The sequence below is a fragment of the Citromicrobium bathyomarinum genome (assembly GCF_038594605.1).
Lineage (GTDB): Bacteria > Pseudomonadota > Alphaproteobacteria > Sphingomonadales > Sphingomonadaceae > Alteriqipengyuania > Alteriqipengyuania bathyomarina_B.
The window spans coordinates 82,365-107,342 of sequence record NZ_JBCFZM010000004.1; the positions used below are offsets into that span (position 1 = coordinate 82,365).

At 64.7% G+C, this 24,978-nt stretch carries 25 protein-coding genes and 1 tRNA gene; 8 read left to right on the top strand and 18 right to left on the bottom strand.

The genetic code is table 11. From position 1 onward, the window contains the following. Window positions 1–86: 86 nt before the first annotated feature. Window positions 87–176, bottom strand: a tRNA-Ser gene (locus AAG612_RS14545). A 170-nt stretch (window positions 177–346) separates the two neighbouring features. On the opposite strand from AAG612_RS14545, the gene hspQ reads away from it, so the two are divergent. Then, entirely contained in the window at window positions 347–727 is a 381-nt protein-coding gene (gene hspQ / locus AAG612_RS14550) for a heat shock protein HspQ (RefSeq protein ID WP_342511363.1), read from the top strand. Window positions 728–772: 45 nt separating this feature from the next. On the opposite strand, the gene AAG612_RS14555 is transcribed toward hspQ, so the two are convergent. Beyond that, the gene (locus AAG612_RS14555) at window positions 773–1,663 is read right to left on the bottom strand and encodes an ABC transporter permease (protein ID WP_342511365.1); all 891 of its coding nucleotides are present in this window, start codon (window positions 1,661–1,663) and stop codon (window positions 773–775) included. 90 nt (window positions 1,664–1,753) lie between these two features. On the opposite strand from AAG612_RS14555, the gene AAG612_RS14560 reads away from it, so the two are divergent. Both AAG612_RS14560 and AAG612_RS14565 read left to right on the top strand, forming a co-directional pair. Next, window positions 1,754–2,467, top strand: a complete 714-nt coding sequence (locus AAG612_RS14560; protein ID WP_342511367.1) for a GcrA family cell cycle regulator — start codon at window positions 1,754–1,756, stop codon at window positions 2,465–2,467. Between the two features lie 99 nt (window positions 2,468–2,566). Then, on the top strand, window positions 2,567–3,097 hold the full coding sequence (locus AAG612_RS14565) for a DUF1993 domain-containing protein (protein ID WP_342511369.1): 531 nt from the start codon (window positions 2,567–2,569) through the stop codon (window positions 3,095–3,097). On the opposite strand, the gene AAG612_RS14570 is transcribed toward AAG612_RS14565, so the two are convergent. Further along, entirely contained in the window at window positions 3,094–3,774 is a 681-nt protein-coding gene (locus AAG612_RS14570; RefSeq protein ID WP_342511371.1) for a spermine/spermidine synthase domain-containing protein, read from the bottom strand. The two genes, AAG612_RS14565 and AAG612_RS14570, sit on opposite strands and share 4 nt — an antisense overlap. Window positions 3,775–3,869: 95 nt before the next feature. On the opposite strand from AAG612_RS14570, the gene AAG612_RS14575 reads away from it, so the two are divergent. Beyond that, window positions 3,870–4,973 carry an NAD(P)-dependent alcohol dehydrogenase gene (locus AAG612_RS14575; RefSeq protein ID WP_342511373.1) on the top strand — a complete coding sequence of 368 codons (1,104 nt, stop codon included), beginning with the start codon at window positions 3,870–3,872 and terminating at the stop codon, window positions 4,971–4,973. An 89-nt stretch (window positions 4,974–5,062) separates the two neighbouring features. Here AAG612_RS14575 and pnp read toward each other — a convergent pair whose 3' ends face one another. From pnp to AAG612_RS14595, 4 genes are all read right to left on the bottom strand, one after another. Next, a complete protein-coding gene (pnp, locus tag AAG612_RS14580; protein WP_342511375.1) occupies window positions 5,063–7,363 on the bottom strand; it encodes a polyribonucleotide nucleotidyltransferase in 2,301 nt (766 codons plus the stop codon). Window positions 7,364–7,595: 232 nt separating this feature from the next. Further along, on the bottom strand, window positions 7,596–7,865 hold the full coding sequence (gene rpsO, locus AAG612_RS14585; RefSeq protein WP_342511377.1) for a 30S ribosomal protein S15: 270 nt from the start codon (window positions 7,863–7,865) through the stop codon (window positions 7,596–7,598). Between the two features lie 5 nt (window positions 7,866–7,870). Continuing rightward, window positions 7,871–8,947: a tRNA pseudouridine(55) synthase TruB gene (truB, locus tag AAG612_RS14590; protein ID WP_342511379.1), complete on the bottom strand. Its 1,077-nt coding sequence runs from the start codon at window positions 8,945–8,947 to the stop codon at window positions 7,871–7,873. Continuing rightward, window positions 8,944–9,522: a thymidine kinase gene (locus tag AAG612_RS14595; RefSeq protein ID WP_342511381.1), complete on the bottom strand. Its 579-nt coding sequence runs from the start codon at window positions 9,520–9,522 to the stop codon at window positions 8,944–8,946. The genes truB and AAG612_RS14595 overlap by 4 nt, the downstream gene beginning before the upstream one ends. A 113-nt stretch (window positions 9,523–9,635) precedes the next feature. Between AAG612_RS14595 and AAG612_RS14600 the strand changes: the two genes are divergently transcribed. After that, window positions 9,636–11,330, top strand: a complete 1,695-nt coding sequence (locus AAG612_RS14600; protein WP_342511383.1) for an AbgT family transporter — start codon at window positions 9,636–9,638, stop codon at window positions 11,328–11,330. 45 nt (window positions 11,331–11,375) lie between these two features. On the opposite strand, the gene rbfA is transcribed toward AAG612_RS14600, so the two are convergent. Genes rbfA through rimP form a run of 7 tightly spaced genes read right to left on the bottom strand, consistent with a single transcriptional unit; the run spans window position 11,376 to window position 17,881 of the window. Continuing rightward, window positions 11,376–11,780 (bottom strand): 30S ribosome-binding factor RbfA, encoded by a 405-nt coding sequence (rbfA, locus tag AAG612_RS14605; RefSeq protein WP_342511385.1) that lies wholly within the window; start codon window positions 11,778–11,780, stop codon window positions 11,376–11,378. Next, window positions 11,780–12,148 carry a PaaI family thioesterase gene (locus tag AAG612_RS14610; protein ID WP_342511387.1) on the bottom strand — a complete coding sequence of 123 codons (369 nt, stop codon included), beginning with the start codon at window positions 12,146–12,148 and terminating at the stop codon, window positions 11,780–11,782. Before AAG612_RS14610 ends, rbfA begins: the two co-directional genes overlap by 1 nt. A 44-nt stretch (window positions 12,149–12,192) precedes the next feature. Beyond that, window positions 12,193–12,321: a hypothetical protein gene (locus AAG612_RS14615; RefSeq protein WP_342511389.1), complete on the bottom strand. Its 129-nt coding sequence runs from the start codon at window positions 12,319–12,321 to the stop codon at window positions 12,193–12,195. Next, entirely contained in the window at window positions 12,321–14,885 is a 2,565-nt protein-coding gene (gene infB / locus AAG612_RS14620) for a translation initiation factor IF-2 (RefSeq protein ID WP_342511391.1), read from the bottom strand. The genes AAG612_RS14615 and infB overlap by 1 nt, the downstream gene beginning before the upstream one ends. Window positions 14,886–14,938: 53 nt before the next feature. Next, window positions 14,939–15,661 (bottom strand): DUF448 domain-containing protein, encoded by a 723-nt coding sequence (locus tag AAG612_RS14625; RefSeq protein WP_342511393.1) that lies wholly within the window; start codon window positions 15,659–15,661, stop codon window positions 14,939–14,941. Continuing rightward, window positions 15,642–17,303 carry a transcription termination factor NusA gene (gene nusA, locus AAG612_RS14630; protein ID WP_342511395.1) on the bottom strand — a complete coding sequence of 554 codons (1,662 nt, stop codon included), beginning with the start codon at window positions 17,301–17,303 and terminating at the stop codon, window positions 15,642–15,644. Before nusA ends, AAG612_RS14625 begins: the two co-directional genes overlap by 20 nt. Beyond that, window positions 17,303–17,881, bottom strand: a complete 579-nt coding sequence (gene rimP, locus AAG612_RS14635; protein ID WP_342511397.1) for a ribosome maturation protein RimP — start codon at window positions 17,879–17,881, stop codon at window positions 17,303–17,305. The genes nusA and rimP overlap by 1 nt, the downstream gene beginning before the upstream one ends. 171 nt (window positions 17,882–18,052) lie before the next feature. Here rimP and AAG612_RS14640 point away from each other — a divergent pair, with 171 nt between their 5' ends. Then, on the top strand, window positions 18,053–18,376 hold the full coding sequence (locus AAG612_RS14640) for a hypothetical protein (RefSeq protein ID WP_342511400.1): 324 nt from the start codon (window positions 18,053–18,055) through the stop codon (window positions 18,374–18,376). Here AAG612_RS14640 and AAG612_RS14645 read toward each other — a convergent pair. The 4 genes from AAG612_RS14645 to AAG612_RS14660 all read right to left on the bottom strand — a co-directional run bounded on the left by AAG612_RS14645 (window position 18,373) and on the right by AAG612_RS14660 (window position 22,220). Next, window positions 18,373–18,996: an SOS response-associated peptidase gene (locus AAG612_RS14645; RefSeq protein ID WP_342511402.1), complete on the bottom strand. Its 624-nt coding sequence runs from the start codon at window positions 18,994–18,996 to the stop codon at window positions 18,373–18,375. The genes AAG612_RS14640 and AAG612_RS14645 overlap by 4 nt on opposite strands. A gap of 27 nt (window positions 18,997–19,023) precedes the next feature. After that, window positions 19,024–19,866, bottom strand: a complete 843-nt coding sequence (locus AAG612_RS14650) for a hypothetical protein (RefSeq protein ID WP_342511403.1) — start codon at window positions 19,864–19,866, stop codon at window positions 19,024–19,026. 110 nt (window positions 19,867–19,976) lie between these two features. Then, window positions 19,977–21,449 (bottom strand): M28 family peptidase, encoded by a 1,473-nt coding sequence (locus AAG612_RS14655; RefSeq protein ID WP_342511406.1) that lies wholly within the window; start codon window positions 21,447–21,449, stop codon window positions 19,977–19,979. Between the two features lie 12 nt (window positions 21,450–21,461). Next, window positions 21,462–22,220: a 3-hydroxybutyrate dehydrogenase gene (locus AAG612_RS14660; protein WP_342511407.1), complete on the bottom strand. Its 759-nt coding sequence runs from the start codon at window positions 22,218–22,220 to the stop codon at window positions 21,462–21,464. A gap of 134 nt (window positions 22,221–22,354) precedes the next feature. Between AAG612_RS14660 and ypfJ the strand changes: the two genes are divergently transcribed. Further along, complete coding sequence (ypfJ, locus tag AAG612_RS14665; protein WP_342511409.1) at window positions 22,355–23,236, top strand: KPN_02809 family neutral zinc metallopeptidase; 882 nt, start codon at window positions 22,355–22,357, stop codon at window positions 23,234–23,236. Window positions 23,237–23,271: 35 nt separating this feature from the next. After that, window positions 23,272–24,912 (top strand): ATP-dependent Clp protease proteolytic subunit, encoded by a 1,641-nt coding sequence (locus tag AAG612_RS14670; RefSeq protein WP_342511411.1) that lies wholly within the window; start codon window positions 23,272–23,274, stop codon window positions 24,910–24,912. The last annotated feature ends 66 nt before the right edge of the window (window positions 24,913–24,978 follow it).

A 24,978-nucleotide genomic window follows, 5' to 3' on the forward strand; every position in this document is an offset into this window, starting at 1 on the left:
GGTCGGATGATGAAATCGAGGACGTTCGCCACATCCCAATGAGATATAGCGAGCACGATTCTCCAAGTAATCGGAAAGAAAGCGAATGGCGGAGAGGGTGGGATTCGAACCCACGGTACTGTTGCCAGTACACTGCATTTCGAGTGCAGCGCATTCGACCTCTCTGCCACCTCTCCGCAAAAAAAGGGGCTTGATGCGGCGCGGCAAACAGCCACGCCGGAAGGCCGGGAGCGGCGCAGCTAGCCTAATGTGACGGCGCTGCCAAGCCCCCGATTTGCATGCGATATCGCTGCGCGCGATCGACCGCCCATTGTGCATGGGGCTTTGCGCATCTATCTTGGCCCCAATGCAGGTTTCGCAGTTCTTTTCGCACCAGGCCGGTCGCCAGATCGAAGTCCCGCTGACGCGCCAGGCGCGCTTTGGCGTGGGCGACGTCGTTCGCCACAAGATGTTCGATTTTCGCGGCGTGGTATTCGACATCGATCCCACCTTCGCCAACAGCGAAGAATGGTACGAAGCCATTCCCGAACAGGTCCGGCCAGAGCGCGACCAGCCGTTCTACCACCTCTTCGCCGAGAGCGACGATGCCTATTACGTCGCCTATGTCAGCCAGCAGAACCTGCTTGGCGACGGGCCAGGCGGGCCGGTCGATCATCCGAACATCGCAGAGATGTTCGATGGGTTCGCCGACGGCCGCTATGCCATGCGGCGCGGGATGACGCACTGAGCGGACCTTCCAGTCGGCCGCAAACCCGCGCCAGCCACATTGCCGCTACTGCCGGATCTTCCAGCCCGACCTGAGAATCGCGAACACGCCCAGCGCCAGTGCGATATTGAGGCCCAGCAGCCCCGCCGCCGCCCAGATGACGGGCTGAGCGCCCGCTTCCATGTGCCCGGCAATGTCGCTCTGCCCGATAAAGCCATAGCGGAAGCCCGAGATCACATAGAAGAACGGGTTGAAGTGGCTGATCGTGTAGAACGGCTCTTGCAGCCGGTCGATCGTGTAGAACGTGCCCGACAGCAGGCTGAGCGGTGCGACGATGAAATTCGTCACCGCCGCGTTGTGATCGAACTTTTCGGCCCACACCGACGTCGCCAGCCCGAAGAAGCCTAGCATCAGCGCCCCCATCAGGCCGAACCAGACGATCGCCCACGGATGCGCGATCGTCAGCTTCGCGCCGGGATAGAGCCAGATCGCCAGCGCCACCGCGCCGCCGACCAGCACTGCGCGCGTCACCGCCGCGCCGACGATGCCCGCCAGCAGCTCTCCGTGGCTCAGCGGCGGCATCAGCAGGTCGATGATCGTCCCCTGGATCTTGCCCGACAGGAAACTGAAGCTGGAATTGGCGAAGCTGTTCTGCATCATCGCCATCACGATCAGGCCGGGCGCCAAAAAGCTCTCGAACGGCACGCCCAGAATCTCGCGCCCGCCCCGCCCCAGCGCGACCGAGAAGATCACGAGGAACAGCAGCGTGGTGAAGGCCGGTGCCCACACCGTTTGCGTCTGCACCTTGAAGAAGCGGCGCACCTCCTTGCGATAGAGGCTCCACAACCCGATCCGGTTGATCCCGTGGATGCGCGGGCTGCCCCATTCGGGCAGCGTGGAGGGCACGGCGTTGCTCTGGGAAAGTGCCCGATCTGCGGGCGGCGCTTGATCGCTCATGCCCCGCCGCCTAAGCGCTAGGGATACGGGTGGCAACCCGGCGCGCGAATACCTAACTATGCGTGCACGCACTTAGCAGATGGATTTTCGATGAGTTGGACCGAAGAGCGCACCGCGACCCTCAAGCGTATGTGGGAAGGCGGCTCTACCGCGACCGAGATCGCCAAGGAACTGGGCGAAGTCTCGCGCAATGCCGTGATCGGCAAGGCCCACCGGCTGGGGCTGAAATCGCGCCCGTCCCCGGTTAAGGCGGCGGACAAGACGAAACCCGCCGCCCCCAAGGCCAAGCCCGCGCCGAAACCCAAGGCGGCCGAGCCCGCCCCCGCACCGGCTCCGACTCCGACTCCGGCACCCACACCCGCTCCGGCACCGGCAGAGAAGCCCGAACCCAAGCCTGAGGCTGCGCAGGGCCCCGCCACCCCGCAGGGGCAGGACGCGCCCGAACCTGAGGCAGCGAAATCGAGCAGTCCGCGAGTCGTCTCGGTCGGCCCCGGTGGCTTCTTGCGGCAGGGCCCGGGCGATCAGCAGCCGCCGATCCCGCCCGCACCGCCGCGCCGTCTGGTGCCCGCGAAGCCCGATCCCTCGATTGCTGACAAGACCAGCCTGCTCGATCTGAGCGACAAGGTCTGCCGCTGGCCGATGGGCCATCCGGGCGAACCCGATTTCCACTTCTGCGGCGAGGCGGTGAACCCCGGCTTCCCCTATTGCGTCGAACATTGCGGGCGCGCCTATCAGGCGCAGCTGCCGCGCGGTTCGCGCCGTCCTCCGCCGCCGCTGCCCTATGGCGGTCCGCGGGTACGCTGATCGGCAAGAGCCAAGACCTAAAAATATAGAACCAAGCGCACAGCCCGGTCGTCCCTTGCGGATTGCCGGGCTGTTTCGCTTCTAGAGGGAGAGAGAGACATGGCCCTTTCACTGCATCAGGCGATCATCCCCAACTGGCTCCAGGTGCTCGGCGCGGTCGACGGCCTGCTCGACAAGGCGGAAGGCTTCGTCGCGGACGGCAAGGCGGGTGAGAAGGAACTGCTGGAGACCCGCCTGGCCGAGGACATGCTGCCGCTTGCCTACCAGTTCAAAAGCTGCTGGACGCATTCGCACCTTGCACTCGAAGGTGCGGGCAAGGGCCATTTCTCGCCGGACATGAACCCCTACCCCGAGGATTTTGCGAGCCTGCGCGAGATGATCGCGACCGCCCGGAAGACCTGCGAGGGCATTGATGAAAGCGCGCTGGAGGAGGTCGCCGGGAACGACATGCTCTTCACTGTCGGCGACAGGTTCCGGCTCGATTTCACCGTGCAGGATTTCCTGCTCAGCTTCTCCAACCCCAACCTCTATTTCCATAGCGCGACCGCATACGACATCTTGAGGATGAAGGGCGTGGAGCTCGGCAAGCGCGACTATCTGGGCGCGATGCGATTGAAGCCTGCGGCCTAGCGCTTCTTTGCAAACCAGATCGTGTGGCGCGGCCCCTTGTTGTTCGGCCGCGCGCGCACTTCGCGCACCTCCACATCGAACCCGCCATCCTTCAGCCGCGTGGTAAACTTGTGGTCTGGCGCGGCCGACCACACCGCCATGATCCCACCGGGATTGAGCGCATCCTTCGCCTTGGCAATGCCGGTGCGCGTGTAGAGCCGGAAATTGCTGTCGACGACGATCCCGTCCGGGCCGTTGTCGACATCGAGCAGGATCGCGTCGTATTTGGCGGTAGTGCCGTCATTGGCGTCATCGATCAGCGCCTCGACATTGCACAGGATCACCTCCCCGCGCGGATCGTCGAGGCTCTCGGCGCTCAGGTGCGCAAGCGGCCCGCGCGCCCATTCGAGGATTTCGGGCACCAGTTCGGCCACCGTGACGCTGCCGCCTGCGGGCAGATGAGCGAGCGCGGCGCGATAGGTGAAGCCCATCCCGAACCCGCCGATGAGCACGCGTGGGCGCGGCGCGTCCAGCTCCGCCAGCGTCAGCACAGCAAGCTGCTCTTCGGAAAATTGCATCCGCGTGCCCATCAGCTCGTCGCGCCCGAGCATGATGATGAAATCGCGCCCGTGGCTGACCAGCGTCAGCTCCTTCCCGTCGGGGATCTGGGCGGTGGCTATCGTTTCGCGTGGCAGCATGGGCATTGCGATAAACGCAGCACAGCGACGGGGAAAGTCTGGAACGCCGCCCCTCCGGGAAAAGTTACCCCGGTAACCCCCGAAGGAGAATCCCCATGCCCACCACCGCCCGTATCGCCGTCGTCCCCGAAGCCGGAGGCGACTTCGCCATCGAAGAGCGCGCGATCGCCGATCCCGGCCCGCACGAGGTGCTGATCGAACTGGTCGCCACCGGCGTGTGCCACACCGATCTGGCGGTGCAGGCAGGCGATCTGCCGACCAATTTCCCCGTCGTGCTCGGCCATGAAGGCGCGGGCAAGGTCGTCGCGACCGGATCGCACGTGACCGACATTGCGCCGGGCGATCAGGTCGTCCTGTCCTACGGCTCCTGCGGCCATTGCCGCCCCTGTCAGGAAGGCGACCCCGCCTATTGTTCCGAGTTCAATCCGCTCAACTTCATGAACAGGCGGCAGGGCGACGATGCGCCGGTGTTCGAAGACGGCCCCAACGCCGCGTTCTTCCAGCAATCGAGCTTCGCCACATACTCCATCGCGCACGAACGCAATGTCGTGAAGATCGAGGGCGAGGTGGACATTTCGCTCCTCGGCCCGCTGGGCTGCGGCATCCAGACCGGCGCGGGTGCGGTGATGCGCACCGCCCAGCCCAAGGCGGGATCGAGCCTGCTGGTCTCGGGCGTCGGCAGTGTCGGCATGGCGGCCGTGATGGGCGCAAAGGTCTCCGGGTGTTCACCGATCGTCGCGGTCGACACGAACGAGGATCGGCTGAAGCTGGCGAAGGAACTGGGCGCGACCGACACGATCCACGTGACCAAAGAGACCGATGTTGCCGAAGAGGTACGCAAGATCACCGGGGCAGGCGCGGACTACGCGATCGAATGCAGCGGCAATGCCACCGCAGCGCGCGGTGCGTGGGAATCGCTCGCCCAGCGCGGGACGATGGTGGTCGTCGGCGCGCCGCCAGCGGGCACCGAATATTCGTTCGATGCCAACGAGCAGATCCTGTCGGGTCGCAAGATCGTCGGCTGCGTGGAGGGCGATTCCAAGGTGAAGCAGTTCATCCCGACGCTGGTCGACCTGTATCGCAAGGGGCACTTCCCCTTCGACCGGCTGGTGAAGCGCTACCCCTTCGACAAGATCAACGAAGCGGTGGCCGATCTGCACGACGGCAAGGTGTTCAAGCCGATCCTCGAAATGGGTTGAACCCGCCGATGAGATGATGCGTCCGGACATGCAAAGGGCCGCAGAAGCATTGCTCCTGCGGCCCTTCGTGTATTTATCCTTTGAGGGACTTAGTCCTTCAGGAAGTCGGGCATGTGCGCGGGGCCACCATTGCTCCCGTCGTTGTTGCCGCCGCCGTCGCCGCCACCACGCGGGCCACGGCCACCGCCGCCGCCACGCGGGCCACGACCGCCACGGCGATCGCCACCACGGTCACCACGCGGCTTGTCACCGCGCGGTTCACGCGGCGGACGCGTGTCTTCCAGCTCTTCGCCGGTTTCCTGGTCGACGACGCGCATCGACAGGCGGACCTTGCCGCGCTGGTCGATCTCGAGGACCTTGACCTTCACTTCCTGGCCTTCGGAGACGACATCGGTCGGCTTCTCGACCCGCTCGTTCTTCATTTCGGAGACGTGGACGAGGCCGTCCTTGCCACCCATGAAGTTCACGAACGCACCGAAATCGACGATGTTGACGACCTTGCCGGTGTAGATCTTGCCGACTTCCGCCTCTTCGACGATGCCTTCGATCCACTTGCGTGCAGCCTCGATCTCGTCGGCATTGCTCGACGAAATCTTGATCACGCCTTCGTCGTCGATGTCGACCTTCGCGCCGGTTTCGGCGACGATCTCGCGGATCACCTTGCCGCCCGTGCCGATCACGTCGCGGATCTTCGACTTGTCGATCTGCATCGTCTCGATGCGCGGCGCGTGCTTGGACACGCCCGAACGTGCAGAGCCCAAAGCCTTGGTCATCTCACCCAGGATGTGCGCGCGGCCGGCCTTCGCCTGCTCGAGCGCCTTGGTCATGATTTCCTGCGTGATGCCGGCAACCTTGATGTCCATCTGGAGCGAGGTGATGCCCGCTTCCGAACCCGCGACCTTGAAGTCCATGTCGCCGAGGTGATCTTCGTCACCAAGGATGTCGGACAACACGGCGAATTCGTCGCCTTCGAGGATCAGGCCCATCGCGATACCCGACACCGGACGCTCGATCGGAACGCCGGCGTCCATCATCGACAGACAGCCACCGCACACGGTCGCCATCGAGGAGGAACCGTTGCTTTCGGTGATGTCCGAGAGGATGCGGATCGTGTAGGGGAAATCTTCATGATCGGGCAGCACGGGGTGCAGCGCGCGCCATGCCAGCTTGCCGTGGCCGGTCTCGCGACGGCTGGTGAAGCCGAAGCGGCCCACTTCGCCGACCGAATAGGGCGGGAAGTTATAGTGCAGCATGAAGTTGTTGTACGACAGGCCTTCGAGCCCATCGATCATCTGCTCGGCATCCTTGGTGCCCAGCGTGGTGGTGCAGATCGCCTGCGTCTCACCGCGTGTGAACAGCGCCGAACCATGCGTGCGGGGCAGCAGGCCGACCATCGCCTCGATCGGGCGAACCTGATCGAGTTTGCGCCCATCGATGCGCTGGCCGTCCTTGAGGATCGCACCGCGAACGATTTCCGCTTCCAGCTTCTTGGTCAGCTTGTTGGCGGTCATCTTCTGCTGACCGTCGAACTCTTCCGAGGAATAGTGCGCCTTCACCTTCTCGCGCGCTGCGTTGAGCGCGTCCGAACGGGCGGACTTATCGGTCAGCTTGTAGGCCTTCGCGATGTCGTCACCGATCATCGCGCGGATGGCGTCCTTCATCGACGCGTTGTCGTCGCTCGAGGCGAGTTCCCACGGGTCCTTGGCGGCCTGCTCGGCCAGATCGATGATCGCGCCGATGACCTTCTTGGATTCCTCGTGCGCGAACATCACCGCGCCGAGCATTTCCTCTTCGGTCAGCTCCTTGGCTTCGGATTCGACCATCATCACCGCGTCATTGGTCGCGGCGACGACGAGGTCGAGGCGACCTTCTTCGTCGAGTGCGGACGAGAGCGACGGGTTGAGTTCGTATTCGCCATTGCGGAAGCCGACGCGGGCGGCGCCGATCGGGCCCATGAAGGGGACGCCGCTGATGGTCAGCGCAGCCGACGCCGCGATCATCGCGACGATATCGGGCTCGGTCTCGCCATCATACGACAGGACCTGGCAGATAACGTTGATTTCGTTGTAGAAACCTTCGGGGAAGAGCGGCCGCACGGGGCGGTCGATCAGGCGCGAGGTGAGCGTTTCCTTCTCCGTCGCGCGGCCTTCGCGTTTGAAGAAGCCGCCCGGGATACGGCCCGCAGCGGAGAATTTTTCCTGGTAGTGAACGGTAAGGGGGAAGAAGTCCTGCCCTTCTTTCACGCTCTTGGCGGCGGTCACGGCGCACAGCACCACGGTTTCGCCATAGGTGGCCAGCACGGCGCCGTCGGCTTGACGGGCGATCTGGCCTGTTTCGAGGGTGAGGGTCTTTCCGCCCCACTCGATCGATACGGTTTTCTTGTCGAACATGTATAATCCTTCTGAACCCGCACCGCCATATTGCGGGCGCGGGGCCTACTGCCGGGGATACCGTCCCGGTCCGGTGCGGGGCTTGTCTTATGCCCCGGTTGTCCGCGCCATGCCGGATTGCACGGTCGCGGATTGGTCGGTCGCATCGCAAAACCGGCAACCGGTTTCACATTTTTCCTTGCGATGCTCGCGAATAAACAAAGGGCGACCCGTGGCCGCCCTTCGAGAAACCTTATTTACGAAGACCCAGTTTCTGGATCAGCGCGTTGTACCGCTCGACATCGATCTTCTTGAGATAGGCGAGCAGGTTGCGGCGCTTGTTGACCATCATCAGGAGACCACGGCGACTATGATTGTCCTTGTGGTTCGCCTTGAAGTGCTCGGTCAGGTTCTTGATCCGCTCGGTCAGGATCGCGACCTGCACTTCGGGACTGCCCGTGTCGTTTTCAGCCTGGGCGTTGTCCTTGATGATCTCTTGCTTGCGCTCGGCAGTTACCGTCATTCATTCTACTCCGCGACATCGGGAAAGTTGAAACCCCGCACGATTTTCATCGTACCGCCTTCGATCTCCACCAGCGCCACCGGGACGCTACCCGATTTCGCGAAATAGAGCCCGTCGGTGTGGGGCAGTCCGGTCAAGACCCGGCCCTGGCGGGCCGCCTGCGCTTGCTCCGGATCGAGGGAGAGGGCCGGGATGTCGTCCAGCCCCGCCTCTAGCGGCAGGAGGAGGTCTTGCAATGGCGCGCCGTTAGCGATTTCGTTGAGATTGTCCAGCGAAATCGCCTGTTCCTCGCGGAACGGCCCGGCTTGCGTACGCCTGAGGTAGGTGACGTGACCGCGCGTGCCAAGGGCACGTGCGATGTCGCGTGCCAGAGACCGGATGTAAGTCCCCTTGCTGACCGTAGCCTCCAGCGTGACGCTTTCGGCCAGTTCGAGCGGCGCGGAAGGATCGTAGGGGTCCGGGCGGCCGGTGGTGGTCTGGAAGGTGGATTCGAGTTGCTGATCGTCACCCCGAACTTGTTTCGGGGTCCAGTCATCATCTTGCTTCGACGATTCAGTTGGCAAGCTGGTTGCTGAAACAAGTTCAGCATGACGGTAGAATGAGAGACAGTAAATCGTCACCGCGCGCGTCGCCAGCTCCACATCCTCCCCCGCCCGCGCCCGGTCGTAGGCGCGCTTTCCGTCGACCTTCAGCGCCGAATACGCAGGCGGCACCTGTTCGATCGGGCCGGTGAAGTGGTCCAGCACGCCCGCGACGGCCGCCAGCGGCGGGAAGCGGTCGCTGCGCGCGATTACCTCGCCCTCGGTGTCGAGCGTGTCGGTTTCCTCGCCGAACCGGATCGTGAACACATAAGTCTTGGTCGCATCGAGCATGCGGCCCGCCAGCTTGGTCGCCTCGCCCAGCGCGATGGGCAGCACGCCTTCGGCCAGCGGGTCGAGCGTGCCGCCATGGCCGATCTTCACCTTGGGATAGCCGCCTTCGCGCAGGTTGCGCTTGACCGCCGCGACGCCTTGCGTCGAACCCATCCCGCGCGGCTTGTCGAGGATCAGCCAGCCATGGGGTGCGGGTTTGGCGGTGCTCATGCCTCGGCCCTCACGAAGTGCCGCCGACACACCGCAACATAGCGCTCGTTCCCGCCGATCTCGGTCTGCGCGCCCGATGTTACCGGCTGTCCGTCGCCGTCGACCCGCTGGTTCATCGTCGCCTTGCGCCCGCAATGGCACACGGCCTTCATCTCCACGAGCTTGTCGGCAATGCCCAGCAACTCCGCCGATCCGGGGAACAGCCGCCCTTGGAAATCGGTCCGCAAGCCGTAGCAGATCACGGGAATATCGTGCCGGTCGGTCAGCCGTGCGAGATGCCAGACCTGTTCGGGTGAGAGGAACTGCGCCTCGTCCACCAGCACACAGCCGATCGGCCCGTCTTCCGCCTGCAGCGCGAGCACGCGCGCCGCAATATCGGTCTGTTCGTCGAAGGAATGCGCCGCGCTGCGCAGGCCGATCCGGCTGTCGATCCCGCGCTGCTCTGCGCGATCGTCGACCCCTGCGGTCCACAGCGAGACGTCCATGCCCCGCTCGCGATAATTGAACGCGGTCTGCAGCAGCAGCGCGCTCTTGCCCGCATTCATGCTCGCGAAGTAGAAATACAGCTTGGCCATCGCGCGTCTTCTGGCGGGTGCAAGGGCCTCTGTCCAAGAGATTAAGCCCCGCGACAGGATGACGCGGCGATGCTAGCCCTTCTGCCGAACACAAGATTGAGGGGAGCAATCGAATGGCAAGCGCCGCACAGGCACCGACGCAAAAGGGCTTTCTGGGTTGGGTCGAACGGACCGGCAACCGCCTGCCCGACCCGGTCTTCATCTTCTTCTACCTGATCATCGCGCTGGTGATCGTTTCGGTGATCTGCGCGCTGACCGGCGTGTCCGCGCTCCACCCGACCGAGGTGGACGATGCGAGCGGAATGCCCAGCGTGATCCAGGCGGTCAGCCTCCTCAGCCCCGAGAATATCCAGCGCCTGTGGGTCGAAATGCCCGAGACGTTCACGCACTTCCACCCGCTCGGATACGTGCTGGTGGTGATGCTGGGGGCCGGTGTGGCGGAGCGTTCGGGCTTCTTTGCGGCGGGCATGTCCAAGGCGGTGAAGGCCGCGCCCAAGGCGCTGCTGACCCCCGTCGTCGCGCTGGTCGCGATGCTCGGCAACCATGCCGCCGACGCAGGCTATGTCGTGCTGATTCCGCTGGCAGGCATCCTTTTCGCCGCCGCCGGGCGCCACCCGCTGGCGGGCATCGCGGCAGCATTCGCCGGCGTTTCGGGCGGCTTCTCCGCCAATATCTCCCCCGGGCAGCTCGATGCGCTGCTTTTCGGCATTACCGAGGAAGCGGTCGGCGCGAGCATGCTCGACCCGGACTGGACCGCCAACATCGCGGGCAACTGGTACTTCATCAGCGCGATGACCTTCGTCTTCCTGCCGATCATCTGGTTCGTAACCGACAAGATCATCGAACCGCGGCTGGGCCCATGGACCGGCGGGGCATCCGCCGGTGCGGCCGACGACGACACCAGCCCCGCCCCCAGCGAGCACGATGGTGCTCTGGCATCGAAGGGCCTGCGCCATGCGGGCATCGCCGCGCTGCTGGTGATCGCGTTGTGGGCCACCATGGTCTTCGCGCCGGGCACGCCGCTGATCGACGAGGCGGCCTGTGTGGCCGAAGACGGCACGCGCCTCGCCGATTGTTCGATCCATACCGAACTCGGCCCGCTCTACAGTTCGCTGGTCGCGGCGTTCTTCATCCTCTTCCTCGCCACCGGCTGGGCCTATGGCCGCGTGGTGGGGACGATCGAGAACCACCGCGACCTCGTCAACATGATGGCCGAAAGCATGAAGGACATGGGCTATTACCTCGTCCTCGCTTTCGCCGCCGCGCATTTCGTGGCGATGTTCAACTGGTCCAATCTCGGCCTGATCTCCGCCGTGCATGGCGCAGGCGCGATCGAATCGACCGGCCTGCCGCTGCCCGCGGTGATCGGGCTGATGGTGCTGTTCACCGGCCTGCTCAACCTGTTCGTCGGCTCGGCCAGCGCCAAGTGGGCCCTGCTCGCGCCGATCCTCGTGCCGATGCTCATGCTGCTCGGGATCAGCCCCGAAGGCGCGACGGCGGCCTACCGCGTGGGCGACAGCGCGACCAACATCATCACCCCGCTGATGGTGTACTTCCCGCTGATCCTGGTGTTCGCGCAGCGCTGGCAGCCCGATTTCGGCCTCGGCAGCCTGACCGCGATGATGCTGCCCTATTCGATCTGGCTGCTGATCTTCGGCACCGCGCTGATCGTGGGCTGGTTCTACCTCGGCATCCCGCTCGGGCCCGATGCGCCGGTGTCCTACGCGATGCCCGAGATGGCGGCACCTGCCGGAATGGAAGCGCCCGCTGCCATGCCTTCGAGCGAGGCAGTGGCCAACCCGGAGTAGGCCTCGACTCCCCTCCCGCAGGCGGGAGGGGTGAATTCGAGAGTGCTACTCTTCCTCATCCCCATCGAGATCGCGCGCGACCTTGGGATCATTGAGGAGCTTTTCGATCCGCTCCGCCTCCTCGAAGCTCTCGTCGGGGCGGAACTGCAGCTTGGGTGCGAATTTGAGGCCGAGGCGCTTGGCGACCTCGCGCTGGAAGAACGCGGTGTTGGTGCGCAGCGCCTTGACCACGACATCCTCGTCCTCGCCCAGCAGCGGTTTGACGTAAACGCTCGCCTGCTTGAGATCGGGTGTCATCTTCACTTCCGTGACGCTGACCGAATGCGCGGACAGCGTTTCGTCGTGTACTTCGCCCCGGGTGAGCAGTTCGGACAGGATATGCCGCACCCGCTCGCCCACCTTGAGGACGCGGACCGATTGCTGTTCGGCGGAAAATTGCTGGCGGGCCATCAGGTCTCTCCTGTCGGACGCGGCGTTGGGATGGCAGTGCTGGTGGCACGGGCGAGGAGCGTGCCGGCCTCGTCGCGAAGCTCCCCTTCGAGGAAGATCACCTTGCGCCCGCGCCGTACCACGCGCCCCTTGCCGACCAGAGGACCGGCGGGCACGGGCTTCAGCAGGCTCATAGAGATTTCGAGATTGAGAGGGGCTTCCACATGGTCGGTCGCCCAGACATGCGCCCAGCCCATGACCTCGTCCAGAAAGCCGGCCACGAGGCCGCCCTGCACGCTGCCACGCGGAGTGACGAAGCTTTCGGGCGCGACGAACCGCAGGGTAAGCTCCTCGCGCTCCTTGTCGAAGTGATCGAACCGTGCTCCCATCAAATCGGCATGCGGTGAGCCGAAGACTTGCTTGCTATACTCGGTCACTTTTCGTCAGGTTCTCGCCGTTCGAGTGCCTTCGCGATCCGATGCAGCGCATCGGACCCTCGCCGGGTCTCGTAATAGATCCCGGCGAGGATGATTGCCGCAAAGACGCCGACTACCAAGTCCATCAAAGCGTCCGTTCACGCTCCTCGACTTCGAAGACTTCGAGCTGGTCGCCCGCCTTGATGTCGTTGGTGTCTTCCAGAACCACGCCGCATTCGAGGCCTGCGCGGACTTCGTCCACATCGTCCTTGAAGCGCCGCAGCGAGGCGATGGTGGTCGAGGATACGATGACATCGTCGCGGGTGAGGCGGGCAAACAGACCCTTGCGGATCGTGCCTTCCTCCACCAGCAGACCGGCCGCCTTGTCCTTCTTGCCGGACTTGAAGACTTCCTTGACCGCGGCACGGCCGACGACGTTCTCGATCCGCTCCGGACCCAGCTCGCCCGCCATCTCCTTCGCGATTTCCTCGGTCAGGTGGTAAATGACGTCGTAGTACATCAACCGCACCTTATCGCGCGCCACCTGCTGACGTGCCTTAGCGTTCGGACGCACATTGAAACCGATGATCGGCGCGTTGCCGGCAGCAGCCAGCGTTACGTCGTTCTCGGTAATCGCGCCGACGCCCGAATGCAGGATGCGGACCTTGATAAGGTCGTTTGAGAGGTTGGTGAGCGCGGTCTTGATCGCCTCGACCGAACCCTGAACGTCCGCACGGACCAGCAGGGGGAATTCGATCGCCTTGTTGGCCAGGCTGGAGAACATCGCATCGAAATTGGTCGGAGCGAGCGCAGTGCGCTGCTCGTTCGCCTTGTCCTGACGATATTCGGCGACCTCGCGGGCGCGCTGTTCGTTCTCGACCACGGCCAGCTGGTCGCCCGCATTGGGCACCCCGCCGAGGCCGAGGACCTCGACCGGCATCGAAGGGCCGGCTTCCTTGATCTGCTTGCCCTGATCGTTGATGATCGCGCGGACACGTCCACTCATCGTGCCGGCAACCAGCGCATCACCCTTCTTTAGGGTGCCGCGCGTGACGAGCACCGAAGCGACGGGGCCACGGCCCTTGTCGAGCTGCGCTTCGATAACGGTGGCTTCGGCGGCCCGGTCCGGGTTCGCCTTCAGCTCCATCAGTTCGGCCTGCAGCGCGATCTTGTCGAGCAGTTCGTCGAGCCCGGTGCCCTTGAGCGCCGAGATCTCAACGTCCTGCACATCGCCCGACATCGCCTCGACGATGACTTCCTGTTCCAGCAGGCGCTCGCGCACCTTCTGGGGGTTGGCGTCTTCCTTATCCATCTTGTTGATGGCGACGATGATCGGCGTACCGGCGGCCTTGGCGTGGCTGATCGCCTCGATCGTCTGCGGCATGATGCCATCGTCGGCGGCGACCACCAGCACGACGATGTCGGTGACGTTGGCACCGCGCGCACGCATTTCGGTAAAGGCGGCGTGGCCCGGCGTGTCGAGGAAGGTGATCTTGTTACCGTCCTTCGTCTTCACCTGATAGCTGCCGATGTGCTGGGTGATGCCACCGGCCTCGCCCCGCGTCACATTGGTGCCGCGCAGCGCATCGAGCAGGCTGGTCTTGCCGTGATCGACATGGCCCATGATGGTGACAACCGGCGGGCGCGGCTGCAACGTTTCCTCCGGATCGACATCCTCTTCGGCCTTGATGTCGATATCGGCTTCGGAAACCTTCTGGATGTTGTGGCCGAACTGTTCGACCAGCAGCTCTGCGGTATCCTGGTCGATCGTCTGGTTGACGGTGACCGCCATGCCGAGGCTGAACAGTTCCTTCACCAGGTCCGCGCCCTTTTCGGCCATGCGGTTGGCGAGTTCCTGCACGGTGATCGCTTCGGGGACGACAACGTCGCGCACCTGCTTCTCGCGCGGCTTGGACGAACCGCCGCCCTGCATGCGGCGTTCCTTCTCGCGCGCACGCTTGAGCGCGGCGAGGCTGCGGGCGCGACGGCCTTCGTCCTCGTTCAGCGCCTTGGTGACGGTCAGCTTGCCTGAGCGCCGCTTGTCGGGGCGTTCGGCGGTCTTCGAAGGCTTGTCTTCCTTCTTCGCCTTTTTCTCGGGCTTCTTGGGCTCGGGCCGGGCGACGGGCGTGAACTTGCGCGCGGCGGGGCGCGCGGTCTTGCCATCGTCCTTGCCTTCGCCGGCGCTCGGCTCGGCAGCGGGCTCGTCGGCAGGCGCTTGCGCCTCGGCCTTCGGTTCGGCCTTGGCCTCTACCTCGGCCTGCTTGGCAGCTTCTTCCTTGGCCTTGGCATTTTCCTCGGCGCGCTTTTTCTCTTCCTCGGCGGCCTGCTTGGCCTTTTCATCGTCGCGCTTGCGCGCTTCTTCTGCCTGGCGCAGCCGGTCTTCCTCGGCCTCGCGCTGGAGCCGCGCGACACGTTCCTGCGGGGTTTCCCCGGCAGGCGCGGCCTTCTTGGGCGCAGGCTTCTTGGCTGCGGGCGCAGGCGCAGGTGCAGGGGCGGGCGCAGGAGCCGGTGCAGGCTCGGGCGCCTTCGCCTCTTCCGCAGGGGCGGTAGCGGTTTCGCCGGGCTTGAGTATCTTGCGACGACGCTTCACCTCGACCGCCACCTTGTTGGTGCGGCCGTGGCTGAAGGTCTGCTTGACCTCGCCCGGTTCCACGCTCCGCTTAATGCCAAGCGGTTTGCGGGTCCGGGTCTCGTTCTTGTCGTCGCTCATAAAACTCGTTTCTTCCTTCAAATCACATCGTCGCGAAACCGCAAGACCCCCGTCTAGGTGGCCTCCGCCGCGCTCGCGCCCTCGCGGATATCCGCAGAGGCATTCCGGTAATGCAGCAGGCGCGTCAGGGCCTGATCGACCCGCTTCGCCGCCGCATGGTCGACGAGCGCCAGATGGACGACATTGTCGCGGCCCAATGCCACAGACAGCGCCGCGCGGTCCAGTGGCAAGCGCGTTCCGCCCTCGCCGCTGCCTTCGCGATCCATTCCCACGCGCCATGCCTGGTCGAGCTTGGCGGAGCCGCCATCGCTCGCGTCGCTGGCATGATAAAGCGCGGCAAGAACGCCGCCACGGGCATGTTCCGCGATCCGTTCCGAACCCAAGATAAGCTTTCCGCTGCGCATTTCGAGCCCCAACCGGTCGGTCAGGGTGCGCAGAAGGCCGGTTTCGATCTGCGCGGCCAGATCCTCGGGCACATAAGGCGGCGCGGATTTGAACGCGCGCGCCAGCGCACTCTTGAGCTGGCCCTTGTCCATCGCGGCCTCCAGCTCGGCGCGGGTGACGCCCAGCCAGGCGCCGCGACCCGGCGCACGCGCGCGCGGATCGGGCAGGACTTCGGACCTGCCGTCGAGCCCCGGCGGCGAGATGGCGAGCCGGATCAGCTCGGCCCGCTCACCATGGCGCCCGGTCAGGATGCAGCGACGCTCCGGCGATTTCTCGCCGGCACGTCCGCGCTCGATTGTCGGCGTCAGGCTCTCATTTTGTGGAGTCCGCATCGGCGGCCTCCTGAGTCTCGGTCGCGGCGGGAGCGGGCTCCTCGTCCTCGAACCAGTGTGCGCGGGCAGCCATGATGATCTCGTTGCCCTGTTCCTCGCTCAGGCCGTACTCGCCCAGCACGCCGCCCTTGTCCTGCTCGCGCATCGGGCGGTCGCGCCGCATCGGCGGGCCGTCGGCGTTGGCATTGTTGCGGCGGCGCGGAGCTTCGCGCTTCTTGGCGATCAGCTCGTCGGTCGCCAGATCGGCCACATCGTCGAGCGTCTTGAGACCGGCCTTGCCCAGCGTAACCAGCATTGCCTCGGTCATGTGCGGCAGTTCGGCGAGGTCATCCTCGACGCCCAGTTCGCGCCGGGCTTCGCGGTGCGCCGCTTCCTGACGATCGAGCGCTTCCTGAGCACGGCTCTGGAGTTCTTCGGCCAGTTCGTCGTCGAAACCTTCGATCATCGCCAGTTCGTCCAGCTGGACATAGGCGACTTCTTCCAGTTCGGCGAAGCCTTCGGCGACGAGCAGCTGCGAGAGCGTTTCGTCGACGTCGAGCTCTTCCTCGAACATCTTCGAGCGGGCGGCGAATTCCTTGCCCTGCTTTTCCGAGGCTTCTTCCTCGGTCATGATGTCGATCTGGTTGCCGGTCAGCTGGCTGGCGAGGCGCACGTTCTGGCCGCGACGGCCGATCGCCAGCGAAAGCTGGTCGTCGGGGACCACGACTTCGATGCGGCTCTCGTCTTCATCCAGCACCACGCGGCTGACGGTGGCGGGCTGGAGCGCGTTGACGATGAAGGTCGCTTCTTCCTCGCTCCACGGAATGATGTCGATCTTCTCGCCCTGCAGTTCCTGCACGACGGCCTGCACGCGGCTGCCCTTCATGCCGACGCAGGCGCCGACCGGATCGATGCTCGAGTCGTGCGAGATGACGCCGATCTTGGCGCGGCTGCCCGGGTCGCGGGCGGCGGCCTTGATCTCGATGATGCCATCGTAGATCTCGGGCACTTCCTGCGCGAACAGCTTGCGCATGAAATCGGGATGCGCGCGGGTCAGGAAGATCTGGGGCCCGCGATTGTTGCGTTCGACCTTGCTGATCAGCGCGCGGATACGCTCGCCGACACGCGCGGCTTCGCGCGGGATCTGCTGGTCGCGGCGAATGACGCCCTCGGCCCGGCCGAGGTTGACGATCACGTGGCCGAATTCGACCGACTTGATGACGCCGGTGATGATTTCGCCCGCGCGATCCTTGAACTCTTCGTACTGACGCTCGCGCTCGGCATCGCGGACCTTCTGGAAGATCACCTGCTTGGCCGACTGCGCATCGATGCGGCCCAGATCGACCGGGGGCAGCGGATCGACGATGAAGTCGCCGATGGAGGCGCCGTCCTGCAGCTTCTGCGCCTGCTCCAGATTGACCTGCTTGAAGTAGTCTTCGACTTCCTCGACCACTTCGACGACGCGCCACAGGCGCAGATCGCCCGTCTGCGGGTCAAGCTTGGCGCGAATGTCGTTCTCCGCACCGTAACGGTTACGGGCGGATTTCTGGATCGCCTCTTCCATCGCTTCGATCACGATCGACTTGTCGATCATCTTTTCCGAAGCGACCGAGTTCGCGATCGCGAGGAGCTCCGCACGGTTTGCGGAAATGGCAGTGGCCATCAGTCGTCAGCCTTTTCTTGTTGGTCTTCTAGTACTTCGTCGGCACCCGTGGTGTCGAGCGGTTTGGTCGCGGCAATCAATTCGTCGGTCAGGACGAGCTTCGCCGAATGAATTTCTTCCAAGGGGAGAAAATGAGTCGCGCCCTTGGCATCCTTGATGTGGACGAAATCGATGCCGTTATCCGGATGCAGACCTTCGAGCGTGCCCTTGAAGGTACGCTGGCCCTCATAGCCCTTGGCCATGGAAATCTTCGCCTCGTGCCCCGCCCAGTCGGAAAAATCCTTCGCACGGGTCAGCGGCCGGTCGATCCCTGGCGAGCTGACTTCGAGATGATAGGCCCCTTCGATCAGCACATCGCCCTGCTCTTCCAGAGCATCGATCTTCGCGGAGACCGCGCGGCTCAGCGCGGCGCATTGTTCGATCACCAGCTGCCCGGTGGCCGGGTCTTCCGCCATGATCTGGAGCGCCTGCGTGCCGTCACCGGCTTCGGACGGCATCATCTTCACGCGCACGAGCTCGAATCCCAGAGCCTTCGCCTCGGGTTCGATAATCTGTGTCAGTCGCGCGATATCCGCCATAAGTCTCCGTTTTCTTCTCCGTATCAGATGGTCATGCGGTTTGGCGCCGGTGCCTTGCGGCCCGGCCCAACATGGTGCCAGCGATGTCGGGATGGGGTCTAACTAGGGCCAGCGCGCCTATTTGACAAGCGTGCCTTGCTCAAAAGGGCAATTTTTGGCATCTTACCGGTCATGTTCAGACCGATCTTTCCCCTCGCAGCCGTGGCCGCTCTCGCGCTGGGCGCCTGTTCCTCTGCCGAGGATGAGGGCGACAGGGGCACCCAGATCGATGTGGACGGGCCCACCGATGCGGTGATCGACTTCACCCTCGAACTGGCCAAGCGCGACGACGTCTATCGCGTCGTCGGGACGGGGAACGGCCCCGGTGGTGCGCAGGCCAGTTTGCAGATGGTGGATGGAGCGAGCGGGCAAGACCTCGTCGAAGTGCTTCGCGGCGCGACCGAACGCGGCCTGTCCTACGAAGTCGGCCCGGTCCGGCTTGTGGCAGCGAACTAGCTGCCGCGCGGCTTGAACCACGGTTCTTCGCTGCGGTCGACCGCCAGCCTGCCCGCATAAGGTACGCACAGCCTGAACGCCTCCTGCGGCGTCGCGCCGAGCCATGTGGACCAGGCATCACGTGGCAGGACAACAGGCATGCGGTTGTGGATCGGCGCGACCTCGCCGTTCGCTTCGGTCATGATCATGCTGAACGCCTCGCCCCATTCGTCGGTCTGCCGCCAGATTCCAGCGGTGGCGAATAGCGGGGCGTCGGGCATTGCAAACCACGTGCGGGTCATCGCGCCCTTGGGCCCTTCGGCCTCGGCAAATCGCGTGACCGGGATCAGGCAGCGCCGCTCTTCGAACGAATAGCGCCAGAAGAAGCTCTTCAGCTTGTCGGTACGCGTGTTGTTGACCGGCTTGGGCTTGAGCGGCTGGCCCTTCGCGCCGGTCCGCTGGAGCGGAAAACCCCATACCATCGGCCGCAATCGCTTGGTATTCGGGCCTTCCACCACGACCGGAGCGGGATAGCCCGGGTAGACCTCCTGCGCGGTATTCGACCCGAAATCCTGCGAAACCGCGTCGAAGAAGTCGGCGAGTTCGGTCTGCGAGCTGCGGATGTTGTAGAGGTTGCACATTGCGTCTGCAGGGCCACTCGCGCGGCGCTATTCCCCGAAATCCTCGACTTTCTCGATCAGCGCGCCGTTTTCGATCACCCAGGCATTGCCATCGATCAGTACGAACAGCTGCACGGGCACGTAATGGCTCTGGAAATAGTGGATTTCGGTCGGCTCCTCGTCGAGCAGATGGGACACGCCGAGCCCCACCGGCTGCGCACCATCCGGCCCTGCGTCGAGCCTCATGTTGAGACAGCTCTTGGTGAATTCGCGCCCATCGGCAACGGACCCGTCCGGTGCGATGTCAATTCGGTAATGGCCGCCGAAGGGATAGACACCGTTCTGTGTGGTCGAGGTCAGGAAATAGACCGCGATCCGTCCGTTGCGGTCGGGCGGCAGGATCAGCGTATTGGGCGCGCTGTTGGAGCAGAACCCCCATTCGCGGCGCATCAGCTCGTCGATGGCGGCGGATTTGGCGGATGCCATCGATTGCAGCATCGGCGACAGCGCGGTTCTGCGATCCGCCTCAAGCACTCCTCCGCCGACAACCTTCGATCCCGCCATTTCATAGCGCGCGAACTCGAAATATTCCCCGTCGTCCTCGCCATAGAAAACGGTCGACAGATTGCCGTTGTCGAGCGGTTCGACCAGATAGCCGCGCAATTCGCCGGGCGAACTCAGATCGACGCTTTTCGCAATTTCGTCCGTCGCATGCCACGCGGCCTGATCGTACCGATACATCTGGCGGCCAAGCTGCTGAGCGGCGGAAGTTTCTGCCTGCGCCGCCTCCGTCTTTACCGCCGATTCCTGCGCGGCGGCTGGAGCCACCACGAGAGCCGCCAGCGCCGCCGACATCCACAGTTTGCCCAACCCGGCCTGCCTTTTCGGCATCATCCTCTCCCCCGCTGTCATGCGCACACCCTTAATCGTCCGCGCGCAATGTCTACCAGATCGGCAATTCGAAGATAGATTACCGGCCAGGCCCGCTGCCGCGCGGCTCTTTAATTCCCGCCACCCGGATAGGTGCGCAAACTGGCGAAATAGCGGATCAGCGCGGCATGCAGCACCGCATCCTCGGCCGCTCCGCCCAGTTCCAGCCCTTCGCCGACCTCGTCGTCGGCACCGTGATAGGGGCCCTGCAGGAAGGCCTGGAACACCTCCTCGTCCGCCAGCGTGCCACCTGCCATGACGGTCGGCACGCCTTCGCGCAGGAACACCCAGCCATCCTGTCGCCGCAGGAACGCCGCTTGCAGATCGGAGGGCACGACCTCGCGCCCGAGGGTGCGCGCGACTTCGGTGATTCCGTAATCGAGCGGCGTCTCACCCGCGCCGAGGATGACGACCGGCTCGCCCCGCGGGGCGATGGCGACGGTATCGATGTTCAGGCCGGCCACGATGGTCGGCAGCGGAACGGCGGGATCGGCAACGAATGCCTCGGCGCCCAGCAGGCCCATTTCCTCGGCACTCGTTCCGAGCACGATGACATCCCGGTCGAACGGACCGTCGGCGGCCGCAAGCTCCACGGCCTGCGCCATCACCGCGATCCCGCTCGCATTGTCGACTGCCCCGTTGCACAGCCGGTCGGCCGCATCGGGCGGGCCGCATTCATCGCCGAGGTGATCCCAATGGGCGAGCACCAGCACCGCGCCCGCGCCGTCCACCGTGCCGGGCAGGCGGGCGATGAAGTTGGCGGTTTCGATACGCTCCGACTGCTGCGATATCCGCGCGTCGAGCATCGTGTCGTAGGCGACGACGCCGTGCCCGTCGGGCGCACGATCCGCATTGCGACCGATCGTCTCCATCAACGCCGCGCTGTCTTCGGGCGAAATCATGATCAGCGCCATTCCCTCACGGTCGTTCTCGAGCCGCCAACGCGAGCGTGAGAAGAAGCGCGAAGATTGGTCGTAGGTTTTCTGATCCTCCGTCGTGATGACGAGGACCGTCGGTTCCGCTGCCTCCAGCTGGTTCGCCCGTTTGGCGATCGCGGAAGCGGGCAATACCAGCGCGCGGTTGACCAGCGATCCAGGCACCAGTTCTTCGAGATCGGGGTCCACCCCGACCAGCGGTACATCGCTGAAGTTCGCCTCGTCCTGCGCGGAAAAGGCGCCCAGCATCGGCTGCGAGAAGGCGACGCGGCGCTCCCCGCGCGTTGCGGAGGCCGCCACGCGCCCGGGTTCGGTCGCGGGAGAGCGACGAACCAGCGCGAAATCCTGCGTCCAGTCGCCATCTGCGGCCCCGGGCTCGAGCCCGATCTGCCCAAAGCGCTGCGCGAGCCAGGCTTGCGTCTTGGCTTCGCCTTCGCTGCCGGGGAAACGCCCGCCGAAATCGTCGTCGGCCAGCGTTGCGATGTCCATCGCAAGCTCCGCCTCGATCGTGTCGAGCGAAGGTGAGGGCGGCGGCGACGGGGTGGTCGCACAGGCACTCAGCAGCAAGGCCGCGCCGATGGTTCCCGTCAGTCTGGTCAGTCGCTGCACGCTGTTCGATCCTTATTCTGCGGTCCAGCCGCCATCCACGCTCCAGTTCGCGCCATTCATATTGGCCATCGAATCCCGACAAAGGAATACCGCCATTTCGCCAATGTCCTCCGGCTGCACGAATTTCTTGGTCGGCTGCTTTGCGAGCAATACTTGGTCGATCACCTCGTCACGGCTCATCCCGCGCGCCTTCATCGTGTCGGGGATCTGGTTTTCGACCAGCGGGGTCCAGACATAGCCCGGGCTGATACAATTCACGGTCACGCCGGTTTCCGCGACTTCCAACGCGACTGTCTTGGTCAGGCCCGCAATCCCGTGCTTGGCCGCGACATAGGCCGCCTTGTAGGGCGAGGCGACCAGCGAGTGCGCGCTGGCAGTGTTGATGATCCGGCCCCAGCCCTGCTTCTTCATGTGCGGCACCGCGAGGCGAATCGTATGGAATGCCGCCGACAGGTTGAGCGCGATGATCTTGTCCCACTTGTCGACCGGGAACTCGTCGACCGGGGCCACATGCTGCATCCCCGCATTGTTGACGAGGATATCGACTCCCTCGACCTCGCCCATCATCGATTCGATCGCTGCGACGTCGGTCAGGTCGCTGTCGAAGAACGCCGCGCCGCCCAGTTCCTCCTGCAGCTTCGCGATCTCCTCCGCGTCGCCGAAGCCGTTGAGAACGATTGCGGCGCCTTCGGCATGCAGGGCGCGCGCAACCGCGAGTCCGATGCCGGAAGTGGAGCCGGTAATTAAAGCCTTCTTACCATCGAGGAACATCGCTAGCCTTTCGAGGATTAACCAAGCCGTGTGGAGCCATTCGCCACCTGTGCGCCGTGGTTCCGCCGGTTGGCGCGCATTGCAAGGCTTTTCCTTGCGCAGCACGCCGGGGACATAACAAGGGGAGCCGCCAGATGCGCCTGAATCCGTTCGACACCGACAAGATCGACGTCCGTGGTGGCGGAGGCAGCCGCTTCCCCGGCGGCGGGGCGGGCCAGCTTGGCTGCGGCACGATCATCATCGCAGGCATCGTCTCGCTCTTGTTCGGGACCGATCTGGGCCAGACGATCGCGGTGGTCGACAGTGTCGGCAACGCCACCGGCGGCGCACAGGTCGAGGGCGAACGGGCCGGCATGAGCGAACAGGAATTATGCACCGAGAACGCCTATGCGACCGAGGCGTGCAATGCATTGCAATCGCTCAACGAGACATGGGAGCCGGTGTTCGAACGCGCGAATGTTCCGTTCCGCGAACCTTTCCTCAAGCTGTTCGTCAACAGCATCCAGACCGAAGGTTGCGGCAGCGCGACCTCTGCGGTGGGGCCGTTCTACTGTCCGCGCGATGGCGGCATCTACATCGACACCAGCTTCTACGACACGATGAAGCGCGAGCTTGGCGCAGGCGGCGACTTCGCCCGCGTCTATGTCGTCGCGCATGAATATGGCCATCACATCCAGAACCTGACCGGCCTCGCCAATCAGGTGCGCAGCGCGCAGCAGCAGAACCCGCGCCGCGCGAACCAGTTGCAGGTGCGCATGGAACTGCAGGCGGATTGCTACGCCGGGGTGTGGGCGGGCCGAAACCGCGATCAGATCGAACCGGGCGATATCGAAGAGGGCATGCGCGCCGCATCCGCAATCGGGGACGATGCCATTTCGGAACGCATGGGCGGCAGGGCCTCGCCTGAAAACTTCACGCACGGTACCAGCGAACAGCGCATGGAAGCGTTGCGGCTCGGCATCGGGAGCGGCAACGATACGGTGTGCGACCGATATTTCGCGCCCGAATCCTTCTAGCGGCGATCAACCGGGGGGCTGGACAGCACTAAGCCATGGACTTCATCCGCAACCTCTTCACGCTCTTCCAGCGCCTGCAGGAAATCGTCCGCGATGGGCAGAAGCGCCGCGACATCCCCGGTATGGCGACCGCGCTGTTCGGCGAGCTGCGCGGTGCCGGTAACGACAGCAACGGCGAAGGCGACGGCCCGGCGGTCTATCAGGGCAAGCGCGCACAGGCCGATCAGGCGACCCCGGCAGCCGCCTCGCGCGCCACGGCCCGCAACCGGGCGTCGAGCAATTCGGACCTGCCCGAGCCCGCCGTCTATCGCAGCCCCCAAGGGGCGCAGACCGAGCCGGAGTTTGCCCCCGTCAGTGCCCCGGCGCGCAATGCGGACGACAAGTCGGAGAAATGGCCCGAACCTGCCGCCGCGACGCCGCTCGCGCGCGAGGACTATGATTACCAGCCCGCCTCCGCCGCGCCATCGGATGCGCCCGGCGAGCCCGAGTTCGAGCCCGCAGCCGCTCCCGTTTCGCAGGCCGAAGAAGCGACGAGCGACGACGAACCCGCGACGCTGACCTGGGATGACGAGGAGGAGGAGCGCGAGGCAAAGGTCGAACAGCCGCGGACCGAAGCGACAACAGATGCCCCGGTCGCAAATCCACCCGCCCCCACCCCGGCCCCGGCTGCCTCAGCCGACGCCGGCAAGCGCGGCGTGGAAGAAGAGGACGACGACTGGTTCGATCTCGACGACTGGCAAGGGACCGCGCTGAAGGTCGCAGGCCTGGGTGCCGCCGCCGCGGGCACCGCAGCTGGCGCGATGGCGATCAAGAACCACTTCTTCGACGAAGAGGACGAAGAAGACGGCACGAAGCCCGCCTTGCCGCTGGGCGGGGGTGATGAGCCGATGGTCGAACAGGAAAAGGACGGGGGCCGCGAATGGGCTGCAGCGGCAGCCGTCGCGGCGCCTGCGGTCGCGGCCGTGCTGCCGAAGGCGGGCGAAGCCGGGCAAGCAGATGACTCCGAAAAGCGGCCTTCTGCGCCCGCCGAAGCTGCGGACGATGATTCCGCGCCGCAGCAGCCGCGTCGCCCGCAGGAAGTCGAGATCATTCCCGCCGATCCGCGCCACCCATCGACGCAGCCCGCATCGCAGTCGCTCGCCAATCCGGGTATCCGCCTGTACGGCGCGATGGACGCGAAGATGTATTCCGAGTTCACCGAACGGCTGGCCGAACAGACGCCCGGCGGGCCGATCGTCATCGCGCTCACCACGATGGAAGGCGATCCCGAAATCGCGCGCAGCATGGCCGACGATATCCGCCTGCTGCGCGATCGCGGACGGCGCGAGATCATCTTTCTCGGCAAGACGGCGGTCTATTCGGCAGGCGTCCTGTTCATGGCCGCCTTCCCGGTCAGCCATCGCTACCTCACGCGCGCCACCAAGTTGCTCGTGACCGAGAACAAGCGCGCCCAGCCGATGGAGCTGGCGGGCGGATCGCTCCGCAGCGTCGCCAGCCAGCTGGAGCATGCCCAGCGCGAGATCCAGCGCGAGATCGAGCAGGAAGACGATGACTATCGCGCCATCTCCGAAGGCTCGAACGTCAGTATTCAGGAGTTGCGCGAAAAGGCCCCTCACGACTGGCACATAACCGCCAGCGAAGCCAAGGCGATGGGGCTGATCGCCGAGGTGGTCTGACGCTCGATACCGAGACACGCGCGGCCCGGCGTGCTGCGCCAATTCTTCAGTGCTGCACACAGGATC